Origin of the sequence: Mycobacterium sp. SMC-4 (genome assembly GCF_050205565.1) — a bacterium.
Lineage (GTDB): Bacteria > Actinomycetota > Actinomycetes > Mycobacteriales > Mycobacteriaceae > Mycobacterium.
On record NZ_JBNMQU010000003.1, the window covers coordinates 1 to 17,435 of the forward strand.

At 68.8% G+C, this 17,435-nt stretch carries 21 protein-coding genes and 1 riboswitch; of the genes, 7 read left to right on the plus strand and 14 right to left on the minus strand.

The window, feature by feature from the left end; all coding sequences use genetic code 11:
• From ACQI46_RS06735 to ACQI46_RS06750, 4 genes are all read right to left on the minus strand, one after another.
• Positions 1 to 455, minus strand: a 455-nt coding sequence (locus tag ACQI46_RS06735) for a transglycosylase family protein (protein WP_427093208.1), incomplete at its 3' end; no start/stop codon positions are given.
• A gap of 10 nt (positions 456 to 465) precedes the next feature.
• Positions 466 to 628: riboswitch (cyclic di-AMP (ydaO/yuaA leader) on the minus strand.
• A gap of 280 nt (positions 629 to 908) precedes the next feature.
• The gene (locus ACQI46_RS06740; protein ID WP_427093209.1) at positions 909 to 1,175 is read right to left on the minus strand and encodes a MoaD/ThiS family protein; all 267 of its coding nucleotides are present in this window, start codon (positions 1,173 to 1,175) and stop codon (positions 909 to 911) included.
• A 2-nt stretch (positions 1,176 to 1,177) separates the two neighbouring features.
• Positions 1,178 to 2,239 (minus strand): GTP 3',8-cyclase MoaA, encoded by a 1,062-nt coding sequence (gene moaA / locus ACQI46_RS06745; protein WP_427093210.1) that lies wholly within the window; start codon positions 2,237 to 2,239, stop codon positions 1,178 to 1,180.
• Positions 2,236 to 2,652, minus strand: a complete 417-nt coding sequence (locus ACQI46_RS06750; RefSeq protein WP_427093211.1) for a YccF domain-containing protein — start codon at positions 2,650 to 2,652, stop codon at positions 2,236 to 2,238. Before ACQI46_RS06750 ends, moaA begins: the two co-directional genes overlap by 4 nt.
• A gap of 165 nt (positions 2,653 to 2,817) precedes the next feature.
• On the opposite strand from ACQI46_RS06750, the gene ACQI46_RS06755 reads away from it, so the two are divergent.
• Both ACQI46_RS06755 and ACQI46_RS06760 read left to right on the plus strand, forming a co-directional pair.
• Positions 2,818 to 3,228 (plus strand): cold-shock protein, encoded by a 411-nt coding sequence (locus tag ACQI46_RS06755; RefSeq protein WP_427093212.1) that lies wholly within the window; start codon positions 2,818 to 2,820, stop codon positions 3,226 to 3,228.
• Between the two features lie 114 nt (positions 3,229 to 3,342).
• On the plus strand, positions 3,343 to 4,356 hold the full coding sequence (locus ACQI46_RS06760; RefSeq protein ID WP_427093213.1) for a glutathione S-transferase family protein: 1,014 nt from the start codon (positions 3,343 to 3,345) through the stop codon (positions 4,354 to 4,356).
• On the opposite strand, the gene ACQI46_RS06765 is transcribed toward ACQI46_RS06760, so the two are convergent.
• Positions 4,353 to 4,835, minus strand: coding sequence for a DUF2771 domain-containing protein (locus ACQI46_RS06765; protein WP_427093214.1), 483 nt, complete (start codon positions 4,833 to 4,835; stop codon positions 4,353 to 4,355). The two genes, ACQI46_RS06760 and ACQI46_RS06765, sit on opposite strands and share 4 nt — an antisense overlap.
• A complete protein-coding gene (locus tag ACQI46_RS06770; RefSeq protein ID WP_427093573.1) occupies positions 4,832 to 6,433 on the minus strand; it encodes an MFS transporter in 1,602 nt (533 codons plus the stop codon). Before ACQI46_RS06770 ends, ACQI46_RS06765 begins: the two co-directional genes overlap by 4 nt.
• 179 nt (positions 6,434 to 6,612) lie before the next feature.
• Between ACQI46_RS06770 and ACQI46_RS06775 the strand changes: the two genes are divergently transcribed.
• Positions 6,613 to 7,401 (plus strand): DUF3027 domain-containing protein, encoded by a 789-nt coding sequence (locus ACQI46_RS06775; RefSeq protein ID WP_427093215.1) that lies wholly within the window; start codon positions 6,613 to 6,615, stop codon positions 7,399 to 7,401.
• Here ACQI46_RS06775 and ACQI46_RS06780 read toward each other — a convergent pair.
• Positions 7,398 to 7,850 (minus strand): SRPBCC family protein, encoded by a 453-nt coding sequence (locus ACQI46_RS06780; RefSeq protein WP_427093216.1) that lies wholly within the window; start codon positions 7,848 to 7,850, stop codon positions 7,398 to 7,400. The two genes, ACQI46_RS06775 and ACQI46_RS06780, sit on opposite strands and share 4 nt — an antisense overlap.
• 19 nt (positions 7,851 to 7,869) lie before the next feature.
• A complete protein-coding gene (locus ACQI46_RS06785; protein ID WP_427093217.1) occupies positions 7,870 to 8,115 on the minus strand; it encodes a DUF2530 domain-containing protein in 246 nt (81 codons plus the stop codon).
• A 79-nt stretch (positions 8,116 to 8,194) separates the two neighbouring features.
• On the opposite strand from ACQI46_RS06785, the gene ACQI46_RS06790 reads away from it, so the two are divergent.
• Together ACQI46_RS06790 and ACQI46_RS06795 are read left to right on the plus strand one after the other, a co-directional pair.
• The gene (locus ACQI46_RS06790) at positions 8,195 to 9,034 is read left to right on the plus strand and encodes a TrmH family RNA methyltransferase (RefSeq protein ID WP_427093574.1); all 840 of its coding nucleotides are present in this window, start codon (positions 8,195 to 8,197) and stop codon (positions 9,032 to 9,034) included.
• A complete protein-coding gene (locus ACQI46_RS06795; RefSeq protein ID WP_427093218.1) occupies positions 9,031 to 9,312 on the plus strand; it encodes a DUF2537 domain-containing protein in 282 nt (93 codons plus the stop codon). Before ACQI46_RS06790 ends, ACQI46_RS06795 begins: the two co-directional genes overlap by 4 nt.
• On the opposite strand, the gene sepH is transcribed toward ACQI46_RS06795, so the two are convergent.
• A complete protein-coding gene (gene sepH / locus ACQI46_RS06800) occupies positions 9,280 to 10,128 on the minus strand; it encodes a septation protein SepH (RefSeq protein ID WP_427093219.1) in 849 nt (282 codons plus the stop codon). The genes ACQI46_RS06795 and sepH overlap by 33 nt on opposite strands.
• 89 nt (positions 10,129 to 10,217) lie before the next feature.
• Entirely contained in the window at positions 10,218 to 11,333 is a 1,116-nt protein-coding gene (serC, locus tag ACQI46_RS06805; protein WP_427093220.1) for a phosphoserine transaminase, read from the minus strand.
• A gap of 228 nt (positions 11,334 to 11,561) precedes the next feature.
• On the opposite strand from serC, the gene ACQI46_RS06810 reads away from it, so the two are divergent.
• Both ACQI46_RS06810 and ACQI46_RS06815 read left to right on the plus strand, forming a co-directional pair.
• Positions 11,562 to 12,599 carry an AurF N-oxygenase family protein gene (locus ACQI46_RS06810; RefSeq protein WP_427093221.1) on the plus strand — a complete coding sequence of 346 codons (1,038 nt, stop codon included), beginning with the start codon at positions 11,562 to 11,564 and terminating at the stop codon, positions 12,597 to 12,599.
• 19 nt (positions 12,600 to 12,618) lie between these two features.
• Positions 12,619 to 14,298, plus strand: coding sequence for an FAD-dependent oxidoreductase (locus ACQI46_RS06815; RefSeq protein WP_427093222.1), 1,680 nt, complete (start codon positions 12,619 to 12,621; stop codon positions 14,296 to 14,298).
• A 3-nt stretch (positions 14,299 to 14,301) separates the two neighbouring features.
• Here the strand turns inward: ACQI46_RS06815 and ACQI46_RS06820 are convergent, their stop codons facing one another.
• The 4 genes from ACQI46_RS06820 to ACQI46_RS06835 all read right to left on the minus strand — a co-directional run bounded on the left by ACQI46_RS06820 (position 14,302) and on the right by ACQI46_RS06835 (position 17,432).
• On the minus strand, positions 14,302 to 15,078 hold the full coding sequence (locus ACQI46_RS06820) for a DUF4239 domain-containing protein (RefSeq protein ID WP_427093223.1): 777 nt from the start codon (positions 15,076 to 15,078) through the stop codon (positions 14,302 to 14,304).
• A 90-nt stretch (positions 15,079 to 15,168) separates the two neighbouring features.
• Complete coding sequence (locus tag ACQI46_RS06825) at positions 15,169 to 15,633, minus strand: VOC family protein (RefSeq protein WP_427093224.1); 465 nt, start codon at positions 15,631 to 15,633, stop codon at positions 15,169 to 15,171.
• 69 nt (positions 15,634 to 15,702) lie between these two features.
• Positions 15,703 to 16,317: a maleylpyruvate isomerase family mycothiol-dependent enzyme gene (locus ACQI46_RS06830; RefSeq protein ID WP_427093225.1), complete on the minus strand. Its 615-nt coding sequence runs from the start codon at positions 16,315 to 16,317 to the stop codon at positions 15,703 to 15,705.
• Positions 16,314 to 17,432, minus strand: a complete 1,119-nt coding sequence (locus tag ACQI46_RS06835) for a citrate synthase 2 (RefSeq protein ID WP_427093226.1) — start codon at positions 17,430 to 17,432, stop codon at positions 16,314 to 16,316. The genes ACQI46_RS06830 and ACQI46_RS06835 overlap by 4 nt, the downstream gene beginning before the upstream one ends.
• Positions 17,433 to 17,435: the final 3 nt, after the last annotated feature.

The following is a 17,435-nucleotide window of genomic DNA, read 5'->3' on the forward strand; positions in this document are numbered from 1 at the left end:
GGGGCGAACGGGTCGGCCGGAGGCGGCGGGGCGACCTCGAGACCCAGCGGATGCACCGGAGCCGGCTCTTCGTTGACGACGTTGCGCGGTGTTGCGGAGGAGAGCGGCCCTCCGCAGCTCGGCCACGCGCCTTTGCCTTGTGACGCCAGCACCCGTTCGGCGACGGCGATCTGCTCGTCTTTGGTGGCCAGGTGCGCGGCGGGGGCGAACTCGCCGCCGCCGTGTCCGGACCAGGTGCCGGGCGCGAACTGCAGACCACCGTGGTAGCCGTTTCCGGTGTTGATCGCCCAGTTGCCGCCGGACTCGCAGCGGGCGACCTGATCCCATTCACTGTCTGTGGCCGCGCCGGCGTTACCGGCCATGGCCATGGCCCCGCCGGACAGCACGGCGCCACTGAAGGCGATCTTGGCGACGTTCACGGCTGAAGGGGCAGGCTTGCGATGCCGTCCACTCATGAGTGCGTGTGGTTCCTCTCGTCGAGCGCCCGCGAGGTCAGCTGTCGGGTTCGGGCCGGAGAGGTAGCCCGGCCGACGTCATGACGTCGGCTTCACCCCTAGGAGCCGTGAAGCTCCAGGTCCTGTTGGGTGGACCGGTGGGTCCCCCGCCTCCATCCAGGTGTGTCTCGGTGTCCCGCGCGCCAACGGATGGAGTTCGGCGCGGCTGGTGCGCGGCAGGCTCATCGTGTGGGGGATCGATGACCCGTTCAAGACGGTAACGGCTCTCTAGACGCCCGTCATCTTTTGCTCGCCGCCGTGTCGGAACGATCGGCAAATACTAAAAAAACTCTAAATACGCAGGACGGATCGTTGTTCCTGCAGGTGCGAGAGGCCTTGATCGGCATGTAGCCACCCCGTGATAGTTATGTCATGTGACACAAATCACGGAATAGGTGATGTTTATTCGACGGCCTAGCCGCCGGCGAACGGGGGGAGGACGTCGACGGTCTGACCGGCATCCAGCGGGCAGGTCAGGTCACGTACGGCGATTCCGTCACGCAGGTATGAGCACCGCTGCAGGACCTTGGCCAACCCGTCGTCGCGCGCCGACAGCAGCTCGATCAACTCGGCCACCGTGGTCCCGGAGTGCACCTCGACGCGCTCGGACTCCGCACCGGCTGCCGCGCGGGCCGCCGCGAAGTAGCGCACCGTGACCAGTACCGAAACGTCTGACCGCATTCTCAACCGCCTATCGCACTCATCGGCCGGGCCGGCTGCACGAAGTTCGGATCGTTTATGCCGTGCCCGGCGGCCTTGCTCCACATCGCCTGACGCCACGCTGCTTCCAGTGCCGCGTCGTCGGCGCCCGCACGCAGCAGCGTCTTGAGATCCGTCTCGTCCTGCGCGAACAAGCAGTTCCGTACCTGTCCGTCGGCCGTGAGCCGGCTTCGATCACACGCAGCGCAGAACGCCTGTGAGACCGAGGCGATGATCCCGACTCGGCCGAGGACCGTCGTCCCCTCGAAGACCTGCCACAACTGCGCCGGCGCGGACCCGCGCGGCGTCGGGTCCGGTTGCAGAGCGAAGTGCCGACGCAGCGCGTTCAGAATCATGTCGGCGCTCAGCACGCGGTCGCGCTGCCAGGAGTGGCCCGCGTCGAGCGGCATCTGCTCGATGATGCGCAACTGATAGCCGTGGTCCAGGCAGTACCGCAGAAGCCCGACCACATCGTCGAGCCCGGACGCCGGATCCAGCACGGCGTTCACCTTGACCGGGTGCAGTCCGGCGTCCTTGGCTGCGCGCAAGCCGGCCAGCACGTCGTCGAGCCGGTCGCGGCGAGTGATGGCCGCGAACCGCTCGCGATCGACGGTGTCCAGCGACACGTTGATGCGGTCCAGGCCGGCTCTCTTGAGTGCGGCGGCACGTCTGGCCAGGCCGACGCCGTTGGTCGTCAACGTGATCTCGGGTCGTGGACGCAGCGCCGCCGTGGCCGCCACGAGGTCCTCGAGATGCGGCACCACCAGGGGTTCTCCGCCGGTGAACCGGACGCTCGTGATGCCCAGGCGGGTCACGGCCACCGTCAGCAGGCGGATGAGTTCGTCCGGGTGCAGCTTCTGGTCCGCGGGCAGCCAGTCCAACCCCTCGGCAGGCATGCAGTAGGTGCAGCGCAGGTTGCACAGATCGGTCAGCGACACCCGCAGGTCCGTCGCGACGCGGCCGAAGGTGTCCACGAGGGGTCCTTCGGTCGGCGCGGGGCCGAGCGGTCGCTGCACCGACGGCACCCCGAGGGAGACGACAGTCACCGGGCGACTCCGTAATAGGTGTCGTTGACCGCGTTCACGGAGTCCACGGGCACGATCTCCTTACCCAGGGGCATGAGCGATACGGGGATCATCTTCAGGTTCGCCAGCGCCAACGGAATCCCGATGATCGTGATGGCCATCGCCGCGGCGCTGATGATGTGCCCGATGGCCAACCAGACGCCGGCGACGATGACCCAGATGACATTGCCGATCAGCGCGCCGGGCCGGGGACCCGGCTTGTCGACGATGGTGCGTCCGAACGGCCACAGCGCGTAGACGGCGATGCGCAGCGACGCGAAGCCGAACGGGATCGTGATGATCAGAACGAAGCAGATCAGCGCGGCGAGCAGGTATCCCAGAGCCAGCCAGAGCCCACCGAAGATCAACCAGATCACGTTGAGTATCAGGCGCATTATCTTCCTCCGGCGGTGTCAGCCAGCCTACCGACATAAGGGGGTGCTCGCCGCGCAGGCGTCCGAGTAGGATCTTGCACGGCGCGTCCCGGGAATGCGGGACGCTTACTTTATGTACCCGCCAGGTACAGAATGTTGGCTCCAGACAGACAGCAGGTGAGAGCAGTGCCGACCGGCCGGGTGAAGTGGTACGACGCGGAGAAGGGCTTCGGCTTCCTCTCACAGGAGGACGGTGAGGACGTCTATGTGCGTTCCTCGGCGTTGCCCGCCGGTGTCGAGGGCCTCAAGGCCGGTCAACGCGTCGAGTTCGGCGTGGCCGCGGGCCGACGTGGGCCGCAGGCGCTGAGCGTCAAGCTGATCGACCCCCCGCCGAGCCTGAGTCGCACCCGTCGAGAAGCCGCGGCCGCGGAGAAGAAGCACACGCCGGATGAGCTGCACGGCATGGTCGAGGACATGATCACGCTGCTGGAGAGCGCAGTACAGCCCGAGCTGCGCAAAGGCCGCTACCCGGATCGCAAGGTCGCCCGGCGCGTGTCGGAGGTCGTCCGCGCCGTCGCGCGTGAGCTCGACAGCTGATCTCGCGCCGTACACGCGAAGGTGCACTGACCGTAGTCGAACGCCGCCCGCGGCGACGCTGACGGCACTGTCGTGGGGTCGGAGCCCCCACGCGAAATGGGTATCACTGGGGTCATGAGTTATGTGGCCGACGCGTCGTCTGACGGCGAGTTCACCAGGGACACCGACTACATCACCACGCGGATCACCGCGGACGGGCGAGACGGATATGCCGTCGAGCGGGGCCGCTACCGGCTGGTCGTGGCGCGAGCCTGCCCGTGGGCCAACCGCGCGATCATCGTGCGCCGTCTGCTCGGCCTCGAAGACGTGCTGTCCATCGGTTTCTGCGGCCCCACCCACGACGAGCGCAGCTGGACCTTCGATCTGGACCCCGACGGCCGCGATCCCGTGCTGGGCATCCACTACCTGCGCGACGCGTACAACAAGCGCATCCCCGACTATCCGAAAGGGGTGACCGTTCCGGCGATCGTCGACATCCCCGGCGGGGCCGTCGTGACCAACGACTTCGCCCAGATGACCCTGGATCTGTCGACGGAGTGGACGGCCTACCACCGCGACGGAGCCCCGCAGCTGTACCCCGAACCGCTGCGCGACGAGATCGACGAGATCGCCCAGCGGATCTACACCGAGGTCAACAACGGCGTGTACCGCTGCGGATTCGCCGGCGCACAGCGCGCCTACGAGAAGGCCTACGACCGCCTGTTCACCGCCCTGGACTGGCTGTCGGAGCGACTGGCTGACCGCCGATACCTGGTCGGCGACACCATCACCGAAGCCGACGTACGGCTGTTCACCACCCTGGCCCGATTCGACCCCGTCTATCACGGCCACTTCAAGACCAACAGGACGAAGCTCTCGGAGATGCCGGTGCTGTGGGCGTACGCCCGCGATCTGTTCCAGACGCCGGGCTTCGGCGACACCATCGACTTCGTGCAGATCAAGCAGCACTACTACATCGTGCATTCGGACATCAACCCGACCGGTGTGGTTCCCAAGGGGCCGGACCTGTCCACCTGGTTGACGCCGCACGGACGAGAGACGTTGGGCGGCAAGCCTTTCGGGGACGGCACTCCGCCGGGTCCGGTCCGCGACGACGAACGCGTGCCGGCGGAGCACTCGGCAGGCTAGGACCAGACCGTCCGCACCGACCATTCGGCGTGCGGCACCGGGAACTCGTTGCCGTCCTGATCGCGCACCAGTGTCGGCAGTTGCACCGCGATGCCCGTGAGCCGTCCGCGGAACGGGTCGAGCGTCGGGATGGTCACCGCCAGCCGGGTACCGGGCCGAAACTCCTCGATGACGTCGTCGTCCTCGTAGGCGCTCAGCAGCACCCAGGGAGCGTCCGCGATCGCCGAGGGCAGTGAGAGCTGAACGGGGTCGCGTCCGTTCACCGGTAGTTCGCCTTGTTCGGCGGAGACGATGCAGTCGGTCGGGTTGAGCACCTTGCAGAACCGGTACGGCCCGACACGGGTGAGGTGGCCATGCGAGTAGGCCGAGATCTCCGGCAGGTCCGGACCGTGGTCGCGGGAAAGCTGCCAGATGAGCAGTCCGGTGGACACCGATGCGAGGACGGCAACCGCGATCAGCACGCTCAGAATGCGTTTCATTCGTGCGTCACCGCCGCCGCCTCGGTGCGCCCGCCTTCTTGTTCGGCGTGCACGGGACGGTTACCGCCGAGGCCGGGCACCAGGGATTCACCGCGGTAGCTCAACACCGTCTGGGCCAGCAGCAGGATCAGGATCGCGGTGATCGTGGTGAAGCCCGCGTAGAGCTCGGTGTAGATCAGCACCCCGGTGGCCCCGCCGGCCACCCAGGCCAGCTGCAGCAGCGACTCGGACCGTCCGAAGGCCGAGGCCCGCGACTCCTCGGGCAGATCGTCCTGCAGCGACGCGTCGAGCGACGCCTTGGCGATCGCGCTGGCGCCCGAGGTGACCAGCGTCGCGGCCGCGGCCACCAGCAGGTTGCCGGTCACCGCGGCAGCCAGGGCCATGCCCGTCACCGCCACGGCGCAGCGCACCACCAGCTGCGCCGGGTGGCCCAGCTCGAGCCGCGCCGCGGTGAAGTTGCCGATGAAGTTGCCGACGGCCGCCGCTGCGCCGATGAGCCCGAGGATGCGCAGCTGCTCCCAGCCGGTGGCGTCGTGGGCTTTGGCCACGAAGGCGGGATAGAGGAACAGGAAGCCGACCATCACCTTGATCGTGCAGTTGCCCCACAGCGCGGTGATGACGTTGCGGCCCAGCGGCTGCCGCGCTTTCTCCGGAGCCGGGGCAGGTGCATCGCGCCGGAGTTCACCGGTACGACCGTGGTAGCTCAAGGTGGCCGGCACTTCGCCTTCGGTGACCTCGACCCACTTCGGGATCCGCATGGCCAGCGCCGCCCCGGCCACCGATACCGCGACGACGATGTACAGGGCGCCCGGCATCGCGAAGAGCTGAAAGCCCCACTCGGCGGCCGCGGCGACCCCTCCGCCGATCATGGTGCCGCCCAACAGGCCGAACATGGTCAGACGGGAGTTGACCCGCACCAGATCGATGGTGGGCGGAAGCACACGTGGAGTGACGGCGCTGCGCAGCACCGAGAACGACTTGGACAGCACCATCATCCCGAGCGCACATGGGTAGAGCACCCACGACGGGAAACTGCCGGTGGCGCCGTCGTAGTTGGCGATCAGGACGAGCGCCAGCACGGTGCGCAACGCGAACGAGGTGGCCAGCGCGACGCGGCGGCCGTGCTGCAGACGGTCCAGGGCCGGACCGATCAGTGGGGCGATGATCGCGAACGGGGCGATGGTGATCAGCAGGTACAACGCGACGCGGCTCTTGCTCTCCCCGGTGGCCGCGGCGAAGAACAACGTGTTGGCCAGGGCCACGGCCATCGCGGCGTCGACAGCGAAGTTGGCGACCACCGGCCACGTCAACGCGGTCAGACCGGACTTGTCGGCGCCGTCGGCGGTGGCGGCCCGATGCACCAGGCCGTACATCTTCGACCCCATCTCGCGGCTGCGTTGCGCAGCGGCGCGCGTCACCGTCACCCGCTCGCCCGCTCCTGGGCGCGGGCGACCGGCATCGGCGTCGTATCTGCGGTAGGAGCGGTGCTCGCCGTGCTCGTCGAGCGGCGGCAACCACCGGTTTCCGCTGTGGTTGGGGCCGGGGCGTGGCCGGCGTGCGCCGGGGCCGGGCACCGGGTCGCTGGGGTAGTTCGCCATGCCGGGGTGCTCGCCCGCGGGTGGCCGCGGGGGATAGTAGCGAGCGCCGTGCCGACTCTCGGGGTCGTGATGGTCACGTCGCTCGCTCACGCGCTCGATTCTCCCCTATACCGACGACAGTCGGCGCGCAGCCGACCGGTGTGGCTAGGGCGGGTCGCCTTCGGGCAGTATTGGGGGCGATGGACAGCGTGACCGAGTCTCAGCCTGACGTGGCACCGGCCCCGGAGGTGTCGCCCGACCTGGCGACCGTGCTTCTGGGGGCGGTCGACGATGCACGCACCGCCATCGCGGAGCACAGCGGCGAAGACACCGTCGGGGAGTACCTCGGCGCCGGCTTCGAGGATCCGACCTCGGCGACCCATCGCTTCCTGGCCGAGTTGCCGGGCTACCGCGGTTGGCAGTGGGCGGTGGTCGTCGCCGCGTGTCCGGGCGCCCAGCGCGCCACCATCAGCGAGGTCGTGCTGGTGCCCGGCCCCACGGCGCTGCTGGCGCCGAAGTGGGTGCCGTGGGAGGAGCGCGTTCGTCCCGGTGACCTCAGCCCGGGCGACCTGCTGGCACCGCCGGCCGAGGATCCGCGCCTGGTGCCCGGCCATACGGCCACCGGCGACCCGCAGATCGACGACGTCGCTCTCGAACTCGGACTCGGCCGCCGTCAGGTGCTCAGTCTGTGGGGCCGCAACGACGCCGCGCAGCGCTGGCACGACGGCGACTACGGACCCAATTCGGCGATGGCCAAGTCCACGCGACGAGTGTGCCGCGACTGCGGCTTCTATGTGCGGCTCGGCGGAGCGCTCGGGGTGATGTTCGGGGTGTGCGCCAACGAGCTCGCCGCCGACGGACACGTCGTCGACGCCGAGTACGGGTGCGGGGCACACTCCGATACGCCGGCGCCGCACGGGGCGGGTTCGCCGCTGTACGACCCGTTCGACGACGGTGTCCTCGACCTCGTCGACCGCACCGAGAGCTAGCGTTCTGCGGCGGCCTTGATCCGCGACAGCGACGCGTTCATGCCTTCGACGAGCTCGTCTTCGAAGCTCGGCACCCCACCCATGAACTTGCTCACCAGGAAGTTCGACACTGCCGACGTGCCGTTCTCGGCGTTGCGGGTCTCGATCAGGCGCGTGCCGGCCTCGGTGGGCTCGAGCTCGTAGCTCCAGACGGTGTTGTTCTCGTTCACCCGGAACGCCAGCTTCTTCTCGGGGACGAACTCGGTGATGCGGCACGTGGTGGGCCAGAACAGCAGTCCGCGGCGGTTGAAGTTGATGGTGCGCGCACCGGGCCGCACACCGCCGATGGCCTTCATGTAGCGGCACTGCGGACTCCACTGCGGCATGTTGCTCACGTCCGATACCAGGCTCCAGACCCGTGCCACCGGCGCGTTGATGTCGATCTGGGCTTGCAGGATGGGTGCTGCCATGGGCTTTTCCTCCGCGTCGTCAGGTCAGGCCGCTCTGCGCGCCGCGCGAGCCGCGTCGCACGGCGTGACGTTGCCACAGAAATATCGATGTGCCAACCACCGCCACCCCGAGTCCGGCCAGCGTGACCGGCCGCCAACTGTGCAGCGCATCGACGGTGAACGCGAGCACCGCGGCCACCAGCCAACCCGTGCTGATCACCACGATCATCGGCCACGGCGACAGCAGGCGAGGCGGCAGGGCGGGCGGCTGCACGGTTTCGTCCATCGCGCACCAAGGTAACCGACGTCCGCGGCGGCCTGGGTAGTCTCGACGCCGTGAATCAGCCGGTGGCCTGCGAATCGTGATGACCGGCAAGCCCGTTGAGGTCGTCGACGTCGACGACCCCGCCGACCCCCGGCTCGACGACTTCCGTGACCTCAACAGCGTCGACCGCCGCCCGGACCTGCCGAGCGGCAAAGGCCTGGTGATCGCCGAAGGCGTGCTGGTGGTGCAGCGCATGCTGGTGTCCCGGTTCACCCCGCGGGCGCTGCTGGGCACCGACCGGCGCCTGACCGAACTCGGCGCCGACCTCGACGGCGTGGCCGCGCCCTTCTACCGCGCCAGCGCCGAGGTCATGGCCGAGGTGGTCGGGTTCCATCTCAACCGTGGCGTGCTCGCGTCCGCGTCCCGGGCGCCGGAGCTCACGGTGCCGGAGGTCCTCGACGGTGCGCACACCGTCGTTGTGCTCGAAGGCGTCAACGATCACGAGAACCTCGGCTCGATCTTCCGCAACGCCGCAGGGCTGAGCGTGGACGCCGTGGTGTTCGGCAGCGGCTGCGCCGACCCGCTGTACCGGCGCGCGGTCCGGGTGTCGATGGGGCACGCGCTGCTGGTGCCGTTCGCACGCGCGTCGAACTGGCCGTTGGATCTGGAGATACTGCGCGACAGTGGTTTTCAGATCCTCGCCATGACGCCGGACCCGCGCGCGGCGACCCTCGCCGAAGCGATGCCCACCCGGGCGGACCAGCCGGTGGCGATCCTGGTCGGCGCCGAGGGGCCGGGACTGCAGGAACGGACGATGCGCGCCAGTGACGCGCGTGTGCGGATCCCGATGTCGCGCGGCACCGACTCCCTCAATGTCGCGACCGCCGCGGCGCTGGCGTTCTACGAGCGCGACCGGCTCCGGACTACGGTGAGCCCGTGAGTGACGACGCCACCCCGTGGGGGACCGGGCTGACGGTCGCGGCCTTCGTCGCCGCGGTCGTCGCGACCGCGATCATCGTGCTCAGCGTCGGACTGGCCCGGGTGCACCCGTTGTTGTCGCTGGGGTTGAACCTGGTCGCCGTCGGCGGACTGGCCCCGACAGTCTGGGGCTGGCGCCGGCTGCCGGTGTGGCGGTGGTTCGTGCTCGGGGGCGGCGTGGGGGTGGCCGCCGGGTGGATCGCGCTGTTAGCGCTCGCCGCCACTGGAGCGAACGCCTAACAGCACGTCCTCCCAGGCCGGGACGGCGGGACGGGCCTTGCGGCCGCGTGCCGTCTTGGGCGCGGGGGCAGGTTCGGCTGCCGGCGCCGGCTCAGGCGTCGCCGACTGGGGCGTCGCCGGTTGGACGATCTCGGGCTTGGCTTCTGCGACCGGCTCCTGGGCCTCGGGCTCGGCTTCGGGCTCGCCGAGCGCGAGTTGAGCGACCGGCGCCAGTGGACGCAGCGTCCGGCTGAAGTTCGGGTCGATCAGTTCGGCGGCGTTCTGGTCGAACGCGGTCACGGTGCCCCCGTGGGCGCCGGGAGCGTAACGGAAGTGGGCCTGCAGATCGGACCGTCCGGCAGTCCAGGACAACTGCACCGTCCAGCGGCTGTCCTCGTTGCGCCAGGCGTCCCAGGAGGTCGCGTCGGGGTCCAGGCCCCGGGCGATCATCGCCGCGGTCACGGTTTCGAGCAGGGTCAGGACCGACGGGCCGTCGGCCAGTACCGGGTGGGCCGCGGTGGCCAGTTCCGCGGCGCGGGCGCGCTCGAGGAGCACCGGGTGGGCGAAGCGTTCCACTCGTGCGACGTCGACCCCGGCGGCCGAGGCGATCTGCTCGACCGATGCGCCGGCGCGGATCCGCGATTGAATTTCCCTGGGTCGCAACATGTTCGGGACCTCGACATCGAGCGTGGTTTGATTCGACGCGACCTTGTCACCCCGCACGGCGGCTCTGAGCCGCTCGTCGGAGCGCAGCACGAACTTCTCCGCGGGGTCGTCGGTCTCGCAGATGATGCGCGCGCCGTCGACATCGAGTCCGACGACTCTGAGTTCCCTCATTACGACCTCCTCCGGGCCGGCCGAGCCCGATACGTCGGTCACCCTACTGCGTTATCGATCCGTAACCGGGGTGACACGCGGCGGCGGCCTCACAGTCTTTCGACGACCCAGTCGATGCACGCGGTCAGCGCGCTGACGTCGTCCGGGTCGACGGCTGGGAACATGCCGACGCGCAGCTGGTTGCGGCCGAGCTTGCGGTACGGCTCGGTGTCGACGATGCCGTTGGCCCGCAGCGTCTTGGCGACGGCCGCTGCGTCGACGTCGTCGGCGAAGTCGACGGTGCCCACCACGGCCGAGCGCAGCGCCGCGTCGGTGACGAACGGGGTGGCGAACGACGACGCCTCGGCCCAGGAATACAGCCGCGACGACGAGTCCGCGGTGCGGTTGGTCGCCCAGTCCAGGCCGCCGTTGGCAAGCAGCCAGTCGATCTGTTCGGCCAGCAGCACCAGGGTGGCGATGGCCGGGGTGTTGTAGGTCTGGTTCTTGACACTGTTGTCGATCGCGATCGGCAGGGACAGGAACTCCGGCACCCACCGGCCGGAACTCGCGACGGCATCGACCCGCGCCAGCGCGGCGGGGGACAGGATCGCGATCCACAGGCCGCCGTCGCCGGCGAAGTTCTTCTGCGGCGCGAAGTAGTACGCGTCGGCCTCGGTGATGTCGACGGGCAGGCCGCCGGCGGCCGAGGTCGCGTCGATCGCGATGAGCGCGTCACCGGAACCGGCGGGCCGCGCCACGGATACCGCCACACCGGTGGAGGTCTCGTTGTGCGCCCACGCGATCAGGTCGACCGACGGGTCGGACTGCGGGGCCGGTGCGCGGCCCGGGTCGGCCTTGATCACGATGGGGTCGCCGACGAACGGGTTCTTGGCCACCGCGGAGGCGAATTTGGAACTGAACTCGCCGTAGGTCAGGTGCAGGGAGCGCTGGTCGATCAGCCCGAACGCCGCGGCGTCCCAGAACGCCGTCGACCCGCCGTTGCCGAGGATCACCTCGTACCCGTCGGGCAGCGAGAACAGCTGGCGGAGCCCGTCGCGCACGCGGCCGACCAGGTTCTTCACCGGTGCCTGCCGGTGCGAGGTGCCGAAGAGGTGGCCGGCGGCTGCCAGCGCCTGGAGTTGCTCCGGCCGCACCTTCGACGGTCCACAGCCGAAGCGGCCATCGCGCGGTTTGAGGTCGGCGGGGATCGTCAGGTTCTCGGCCATGACGGCCAGCCTAAAACCCACGGTCAGACGCAGGCCAATCGCCTCTCGGCGGGTGGCCGGCTGCGCGGTGACGCAGCTAACGAAGTGAACTGGGTCACATGTGAGCTGGGTAACGCGGTTCGCGCACAGCTGCGAGAAAGGCCTGGTTAATTCCTGGGACCGTGGGTACTGTCTTTAGACATCAAGCCGACGAATGTAAACCTCAGCCCGGAGGCTTAGGAGGCCAAGATGGCAGTCAAGACCCCGCGCACGCGCATCGTGCGCCGCTGGCGCAAGAACATGGAACTCGGTGACAGTCCGGAAGACCGCACGTACGCCGAGATGCTGCAGACCCTGTCCGAGGGATCGGTGCGGCGCAACTTCAACCCCTACACCGACATCGAGTGGGATTCGCCGGAATTCGCCGTCACCCCGGACGACGAACGCTGGATCCTGCCCGCGACAGACCCGTTCGGCAAGCACGAGTGGTACCAGTCGCAGCCCAAGGACAAGCAGATCCGGATCGGCATGTGGCGCCAGGCCAACGTGGCCAAGGTGGGCCTGCACTTCGAGTCCATCCTCATCCGCGGGCTGATGAACTATGCGTTCTGGCTGCCCAACGGCTCCCCGGAATACCGCTACTGCCTGCACGAATCGGTCGAAGAGTGCAACCACACCATGATGTTCCAGGAGATGGTCAACCGCATCGGCGCCGACGTGCCGGGCATGCCGCGCATGCTCAAATGGCTGTCCCCGTTCATCCCGATGGTGGCCGGCCCGCTGCCCATCCCGTTCTTCTTCGGCGTGCTCGCCGGTGAGGAACCCATCGACCACACGCAGAAGAACGTGCTCCGCGAGGGCAAGGCGCTGCACCCGATCATGGAGCGCGTCATGGCGATCCACGTCGCCGAGGAAGCGCGCCACATCTCGTTCGCCCACGAGTACCTGCGCAAGCGTGTCCCGCACTTGAAGCGCCGGCAGAAGTTCATGCTGTCGTGGGCCGTGCCGATCATCATGCGCGTGCTGTGCCAGGCGATCATCGTGCCGCCCAAGTCCTTCTGGCAGGAGTTCGACATTCCGCGCTCGGTGAAGAAGGAGATCTTCTTCGGGACGCCGGAGGCCCGGCAATTCCTGCGCGACATGTTCGGCGATGTCCGCATGCTGTGCCACGACACCGGTCTGATGAACCCGTTCGCCAAGCTGATGTGGCGGATCTGCAAGATCGACGGACCGCCCAGCCGCTACCGCAGCGAGCCCGCGCGTCAGCACGTCGTCAGCGCCGCGTAGGAGCGAGGAAGTCCCCGACATGCCTCATGTGATCACCCAGTCGTGCTGCAGCGACGGGTCGTGTGTCTACGCATGCCCCGTCAACTGCATCCACCCCACGCCGGATGAGCCGGGATTCGCCACCGCCGAGATGCTCTACATCGACCCCGACGCGTGCGTCGACTGCGGTGCGTGCGTCTCGGCCTGCCCGGTGGGCGCGATAGCCCCCGACACCAAACTGCAGCCGGAACAGCTGCCGTTCGTCGAACTCAACGCCGCGTTCTATCCCAAGCGGGATGGCAAGCTGCCGCCCACCTCGAAGCTGGCGCCGGTGCTGGAGGCCCCGGTCGTGCACCGTCGTCCCGACGGGCCGCTGCGGGTCGCGATCGTCGGATCGGGCCCCGCGGCGATGTACGCCGCCGATGAGCTGCTGACCCAGCGCGGGGTCGAGGTCAACGTGTTCGAAAAGTTGCCCACGCCTTATGGTTTGGTGCGTGCCGGCGTCGCCCCGGATCATCAGAGCACCAAGCGGGTGACCCGGCTGTTCGACCGCATCGCGCAATCGCCGGCGTTCACCTTCTACCTCAACGTCGAGGTGGGCACGCACATCACTCACGACGAGCTGCTGTCCCATCATCACGCGGTGCTCTACGCAGTCGGAGCGCCCAACGACCGCCGCCTCGACATCGACGGAATCGACCTGCCCGGCAACGCGACCGCGACCGAGGTCGTGGCCTGGTACAACGGGCATCCCGAATTCACCGATCTGACAGTGGATCTCAGCGGGGACCGCGTCGTCATCATCGGTAACGGAAACGTCGCGCTCGATGTCGCGCGCATCCTGACCACCGATCCGGACGAGCTGGCCGGCACCGACATCGCCGACCACGCGTTGTCGGCGCTGCGCGAGTCCCGCGTCGCCGAGGTCGTGATCGCCGCCCGGCGCGGACCCGAGGTGTCGGCGTTCACCTTGCCCGAACTGATCGGGCTGACCTCCGCGTGTGAGGTGGTCCTCGACCCCACCGACCACGAACGCGTGCTCACCGCGCTGGCCGAGACGGCCGACGAGCTGACCCGCAACAAACTCGAGATCCTGTCCAAGCTCGGCGACGCCTCGGCCCCGATCACCCGACCCCGGATCAGGTTGGCCTACCACCTGACCCCGCAGCAGGTCCTCGGCCCGCAGCGCGCGACGGGGGTGCGGTTCACCGTCACCGGCACCGGCCAGACCCACGACATCCCCGCCGGTCTGGTGCTGACGTCGATCGGCTACCGCGGCAAGCCGATTCGCGGACTGCCGTTCGACCAGACCGCAGCGGTGGTGCCCAACGAAGGCGGACGCGTCGTCGATCCCGCGAGCGGCCGGCCGGTTGCGGGGGCCTACGTCGCCGGCTGGATCAAGCGCGGCCCCACCGGTTTCATCGGTACCAACAAATCGTGTGCCGCCGAGACCGTGCGCAACCTGGTCGCCGACTACAACGACGGTCTGCTCGCCGCACCGGTGCACAGGCCGGGCGCGCTGGACCGCGCTGTGCGGAATCGTCAGCCGCAGCTCGTCGACAGGCAGGGGTGGGAAGCCATCGACGCCGCCGAGGTCGCCCGCGGGGCGGGACAACGCCCACGTGACAAGTTCACCTCGGTCGCCGATCTCGTCGCCACCGCCCAGACCGGACGTGAGACCCCGCTGCATCGACGGCTGCTGGCCGGTCTGCGGCGGTGAAACTCACGGCGCCCAGTCCTGCAGCACCCTGGTGAAGGCTTCGGGGGAGACCGACAGGGCACCCACATACGGGTGTTCGAGCGCGAAAATCAGGTAGAGCACGAACGCCAGCAGGGCGGCGGTCAAGCCGACCGCCAGAGCGTGCACCACGATGTCGCGCGTGCCGAACAAGAACGTGAACGCCATCACCACGCCGCCACCCCCGACCAGGAGCACCCACAGTTCCCCAGGCACGGCCGACTCGCTGGTCGACACCCGCAGCTTCCGCTCGGCGCCCAGGTCGTTGAGCCGTACGATGGCGTGATCGAAAAACGCGATCTCCGAGCGTGTTTCAGGCTGGACCGACAGGTAGGTCCGCCAGACGGCGAGGAGTTCGTCGGACTGCTCTTCGATGGTGTCCCCGCGCTGCATCCGCGGAAACTCGTCGGCGACGACATCGCGGGCGTAGGCGACCAGGCTGCGCTGCACCGTCAGTCGAGCCTCGTCGGGCAACGCTTCGGAGTCGCGCAACAGATCGGCGACCGCGGCGGCCTCGTGGGCGCTGGCATCCTCTGCCTCGGTGAACTGCTCCCAAACCACGACCACGACGAACGCGACGAGCACCGCGTAAAGCACCCCGGCCAGCTGGAACACCGGAGCAGACATCTCATTGGCGTTCTCCAACCGGCTGTGTGACACCAGCTTGCGGAACACCACGAGTCCGCCGACCGACACCCCTACGATCACGGTCACCCACAGCATGCCCACGATCACCGGCGGAAACTGCAGGAGCCAGACCACGTTTCACCTCGCTTGGGCGCCCACGCCCGGGGCGGCAACTCGGCCAGTATCCCTGCGGGGGCGCTCAAGAGGTGCGCAACACACCGACGCTCAGGGGGCGGGCCGGCTGCCCTCGGCCATCTCGGCGAGCACCTGGTTCATGTCGACCTCGCGGACCGTCTCGGCCAACGACCACTGGTGGCCGAACGGGTCGCGCACCACGCCGTAGCGGTCACCCCAGAACTGATCTTCGAGTGGATTGACCACGGTGGCCCCGGCGTCGAGGGCGCGCCGGAAGCGGCCTTCCACATCGGGCCCGTGCAGATGGATGGTCACCGACGAGCCGCCGAGCGCCGTCGGAGTGCCGGCCTTGCCGTCGTTGAACTCCGGGAAGTCGTCGTTGAGGAACACCATCGCGCCGTTGATTCGCATGGACGCGTGGATCAGCTTGCCGCCGGGACCGGGCATCCGCACCATCTCTTCGGCGCCGAAGGCCCTGGCGTAGAAGTCCAGCGCGGCTGCCGCGTCGTCGACGACGAGATGCGGTACCAGCATGGGGGTGTTGTCGATCGCCATGGGTTCTCCTGACAGTAGGTGGTCCCGTACAGACCCCCAGCCCAGCAGAAACTCATCGCGGCCGGAAGGTCACACCACCGAGAATCCGTCGGGCAACTCGGTGCGTCCGGTCAGCGCGAGCAGCAGAGTCGGCCCGTGGTCGAGGGCGACGCCGATGCGCGCAGCCAGCGCGGCCGCGTCGGCGAGCACATCGGCCGGCGGCGAGGCGTCGAGGCCGACAGCGCGCGCGATGTCGATGCCGTGCACGGCGAGCTCGAAGGTCCGCGTCGGCAGGTAACTGCTCAACCTGATGCCGTAGCCGCCGATCACCTCGATCAGCGGGTCGCCGGCGTCGGCGACATCGGCCAGCGCCCGCGCCGCCAGGTCGGCGACCGTGGCGGCCGGGTCGTCACCGAGGTCTCGGCCCGCTTGACGGCCACGTTCGACGACGGCTGCCGCCCCCAGACCGGAAGCCACGGACTGCATCTCGACGTAGTAGCCGACTGCGTCGGTCAGATCCTCCCGCGGTGCCGTCGTCTTCAGATAGGTGCTGACGGTGATGAGCGAGCGTGACGTGTGGCCCACCAGGTCCCGCACGCTCCACTCGCCCAGTCCCGGATCGTTCCAGCGGTCGCCCGGGATTCGCCGCGCCAGGGCGACGAAATGCTCTGCGGCCGAGGCGAACACCGCACGGGCGTCGGTCATGACCGGGAGAGCAGATCCCAGCCGTCGACCGACTCGGGGCTGCGCGGGGCGGGGCCGACGTAGACCGCCGACGGGCGCACCAGCTTGCCAAGCCGCTTCTGCTCGAGGATGTGGGCGCACCAGCCGGCGGTGCGTCCGCAGGTGAACATCGCCGGCATCATGTTCGGCGGCACCTGCGCGAAGTCGAGGATGACCGCGGCCCAGAATTCCACGTTGGTCTCGATGGCCCGGTCGGGACGTCGTTCGCGCAGTTCGGCCAGCGCGGCCTGCTCGAGCGCGGCCGCCACCTCGTAGCGGGGCGCCTGCAGGCGTTGGGCCGTCGCGCGTAGGACACGCGCCCGGGGATCCTCGGCCCGGTACACGCGGTGACCGAACCCCATCAACTTCTCGTTGCGGTCCAGGATTCCCTGGACCACGGCGCGTGCGTCGCCGCTGCGCTCGACCTCCTCGATCATCGGGATGACGCGAGCGGGCGCTCCACCGTGCAGCGGCCCACTCATCGCGCCGATCGCCCCGGAGAGCGCCGCGGCCACGTCGGCGCCGGTCGAGGCGATCACGCGGGCGGTGAACGTGGAGGCGTTCATGCCGTGCTCGGCGGCACTGACCCAGTACGCGTCGATGGCCTCGACATGGCGTGGGTCCGGCTCGCCCTGCCATCTCGTCATGAAACGCGCGGTGACGGTGTCGCAGGCGTCGACGGTGCGTTGCGGCACCGCGGGTCGGTAGATGCCGCGCGCGGACTGGGCGACGTAGGACAGCGCCATCACCGAGGCGCGCGCCAGCTGGTCGCGGGCAGTCTGATCGTCGATGTCGAGGATCGGCTGGTAACCCCAGATCGGGGCGAGCATCGCCAGCCCGGCCTGGACGTCGACGCGGACGTCACCGCTGTGGATCGGCAGTGGGAACGGCTCGGCCGGTGGCAGGCCATCGCCGAACCGGCCGTCGACCAGTAGCCCCCACACGTCACCGAAGGTGACGCGTTGCGCCACCAGGTCCTCGATGTCGACTCCGCGGTAGCGCAGCGCGCCGCCGTCCTTGTCGGGTTCGGCGATCTCGGTCTCGAACGCCACCACGCCGGACAAACCCGGCGTGAAATCCTCCGGCACCCCAGTCATGTG

Excerpts from the sequence above, each read along its gene's own strand:
- ACQI46_RS06830 (WP_427093225.1), bottom strand. The coding sequence starts at position 16,317 with ATGACCGACGCCCGTGCGGTGTTCGCCTCGGCCGCAGAGCATTTCGTC.
- ACQI46_RS06770 (WP_427093573.1), bottom strand. The coding sequence starts at position 6,433 with ATGGCGAACTACCCCAGCGACCCGGTGCCCGGCCCCGGCGCACGCCGG.
- ACQI46_RS06810 (WP_427093221.1), top strand. The coding sequence starts at position 11,562 with ATGGCAGTCAAGACCCCGCGCACGCGCATCGTGCGCCGCTGGCGCAAG.
- ACQI46_RS06765 (WP_427093214.1), bottom strand. The coding sequence starts at position 4,835 with ATGAAACGCATTCTGAGCGTGCTGATCGCGGTTGCCGTCCTCGCATCG.
- ACQI46_RS06835 (WP_427093226.1), bottom strand. The coding sequence starts at position 17,432 with ATGACTGGGGTGCCGGAGGATTTCACGCCGGGTTTGTCCGGCGTGGTG.
- ACQI46_RS06790 (WP_427093574.1), top strand. The coding sequence starts at position 8,195 with ATGACCGGCAAGCCCGTTGAGGTCGTCGACGTCGACGACCCCGCCGAC.
- ACQI46_RS06775 (WP_427093215.1), top strand. The coding sequence starts at position 6,613 with ATGGACAGCGTGACCGAGTCTCAGCCTGACGTGGCACCGGCCCCGGAG.
- ACQI46_RS06785 (WP_427093217.1), bottom strand. The coding sequence starts at position 8,115 with ATGGACGAAACCGTGCAGCCGCCCGCCCTGCCGCCTCGCCTGCTGTCG.
- ACQI46_RS06750 (WP_427093211.1), bottom strand. The coding sequence starts at position 2,652 with ATGCGCCTGATACTCAACGTGATCTGGTTGATCTTCGGTGGGCTCTGG.
- ACQI46_RS06760 (WP_427093213.1), top strand. The coding sequence starts at position 3,343 with ATGAGTTATGTGGCCGACGCGTCGTCTGACGGCGAGTTCACCAGGGAC.
- serC (WP_427093220.1), bottom strand. The coding sequence starts at position 11,333 with ATGGCCGAGAACCTGACGATCCCCGCCGACCTCAAACCGCGCGATGGC.
- ACQI46_RS06740 (WP_427093209.1), bottom strand. The coding sequence starts at position 1,175 with ATGCGGTCAGACGTTTCGGTACTGGTCACGGTGCGCTACTTCGCGGCG.
- ACQI46_RS06825 (WP_427093224.1), bottom strand. The coding sequence starts at position 15,633 with ATGGCGATCGACAACACCCCCATGCTGGTACCGCATCTCGTCGTCGAC.
- ACQI46_RS06780 (WP_427093216.1), bottom strand. The coding sequence starts at position 7,850 with ATGGCAGCACCCATCCTGCAAGCCCAGATCGACATCAACGCGCCGGTG.
- sepH (WP_427093219.1), bottom strand. The coding sequence starts at position 10,128 with ATGAGGGAACTCAGAGTCGTCGGACTCGATGTCGACGGCGCGCGCATC.
- ACQI46_RS06815 (WP_427093222.1), top strand. The coding sequence starts at position 12,619 with ATGCCTCATGTGATCACCCAGTCGTGCTGCAGCGACGGGTCGTGTGTC.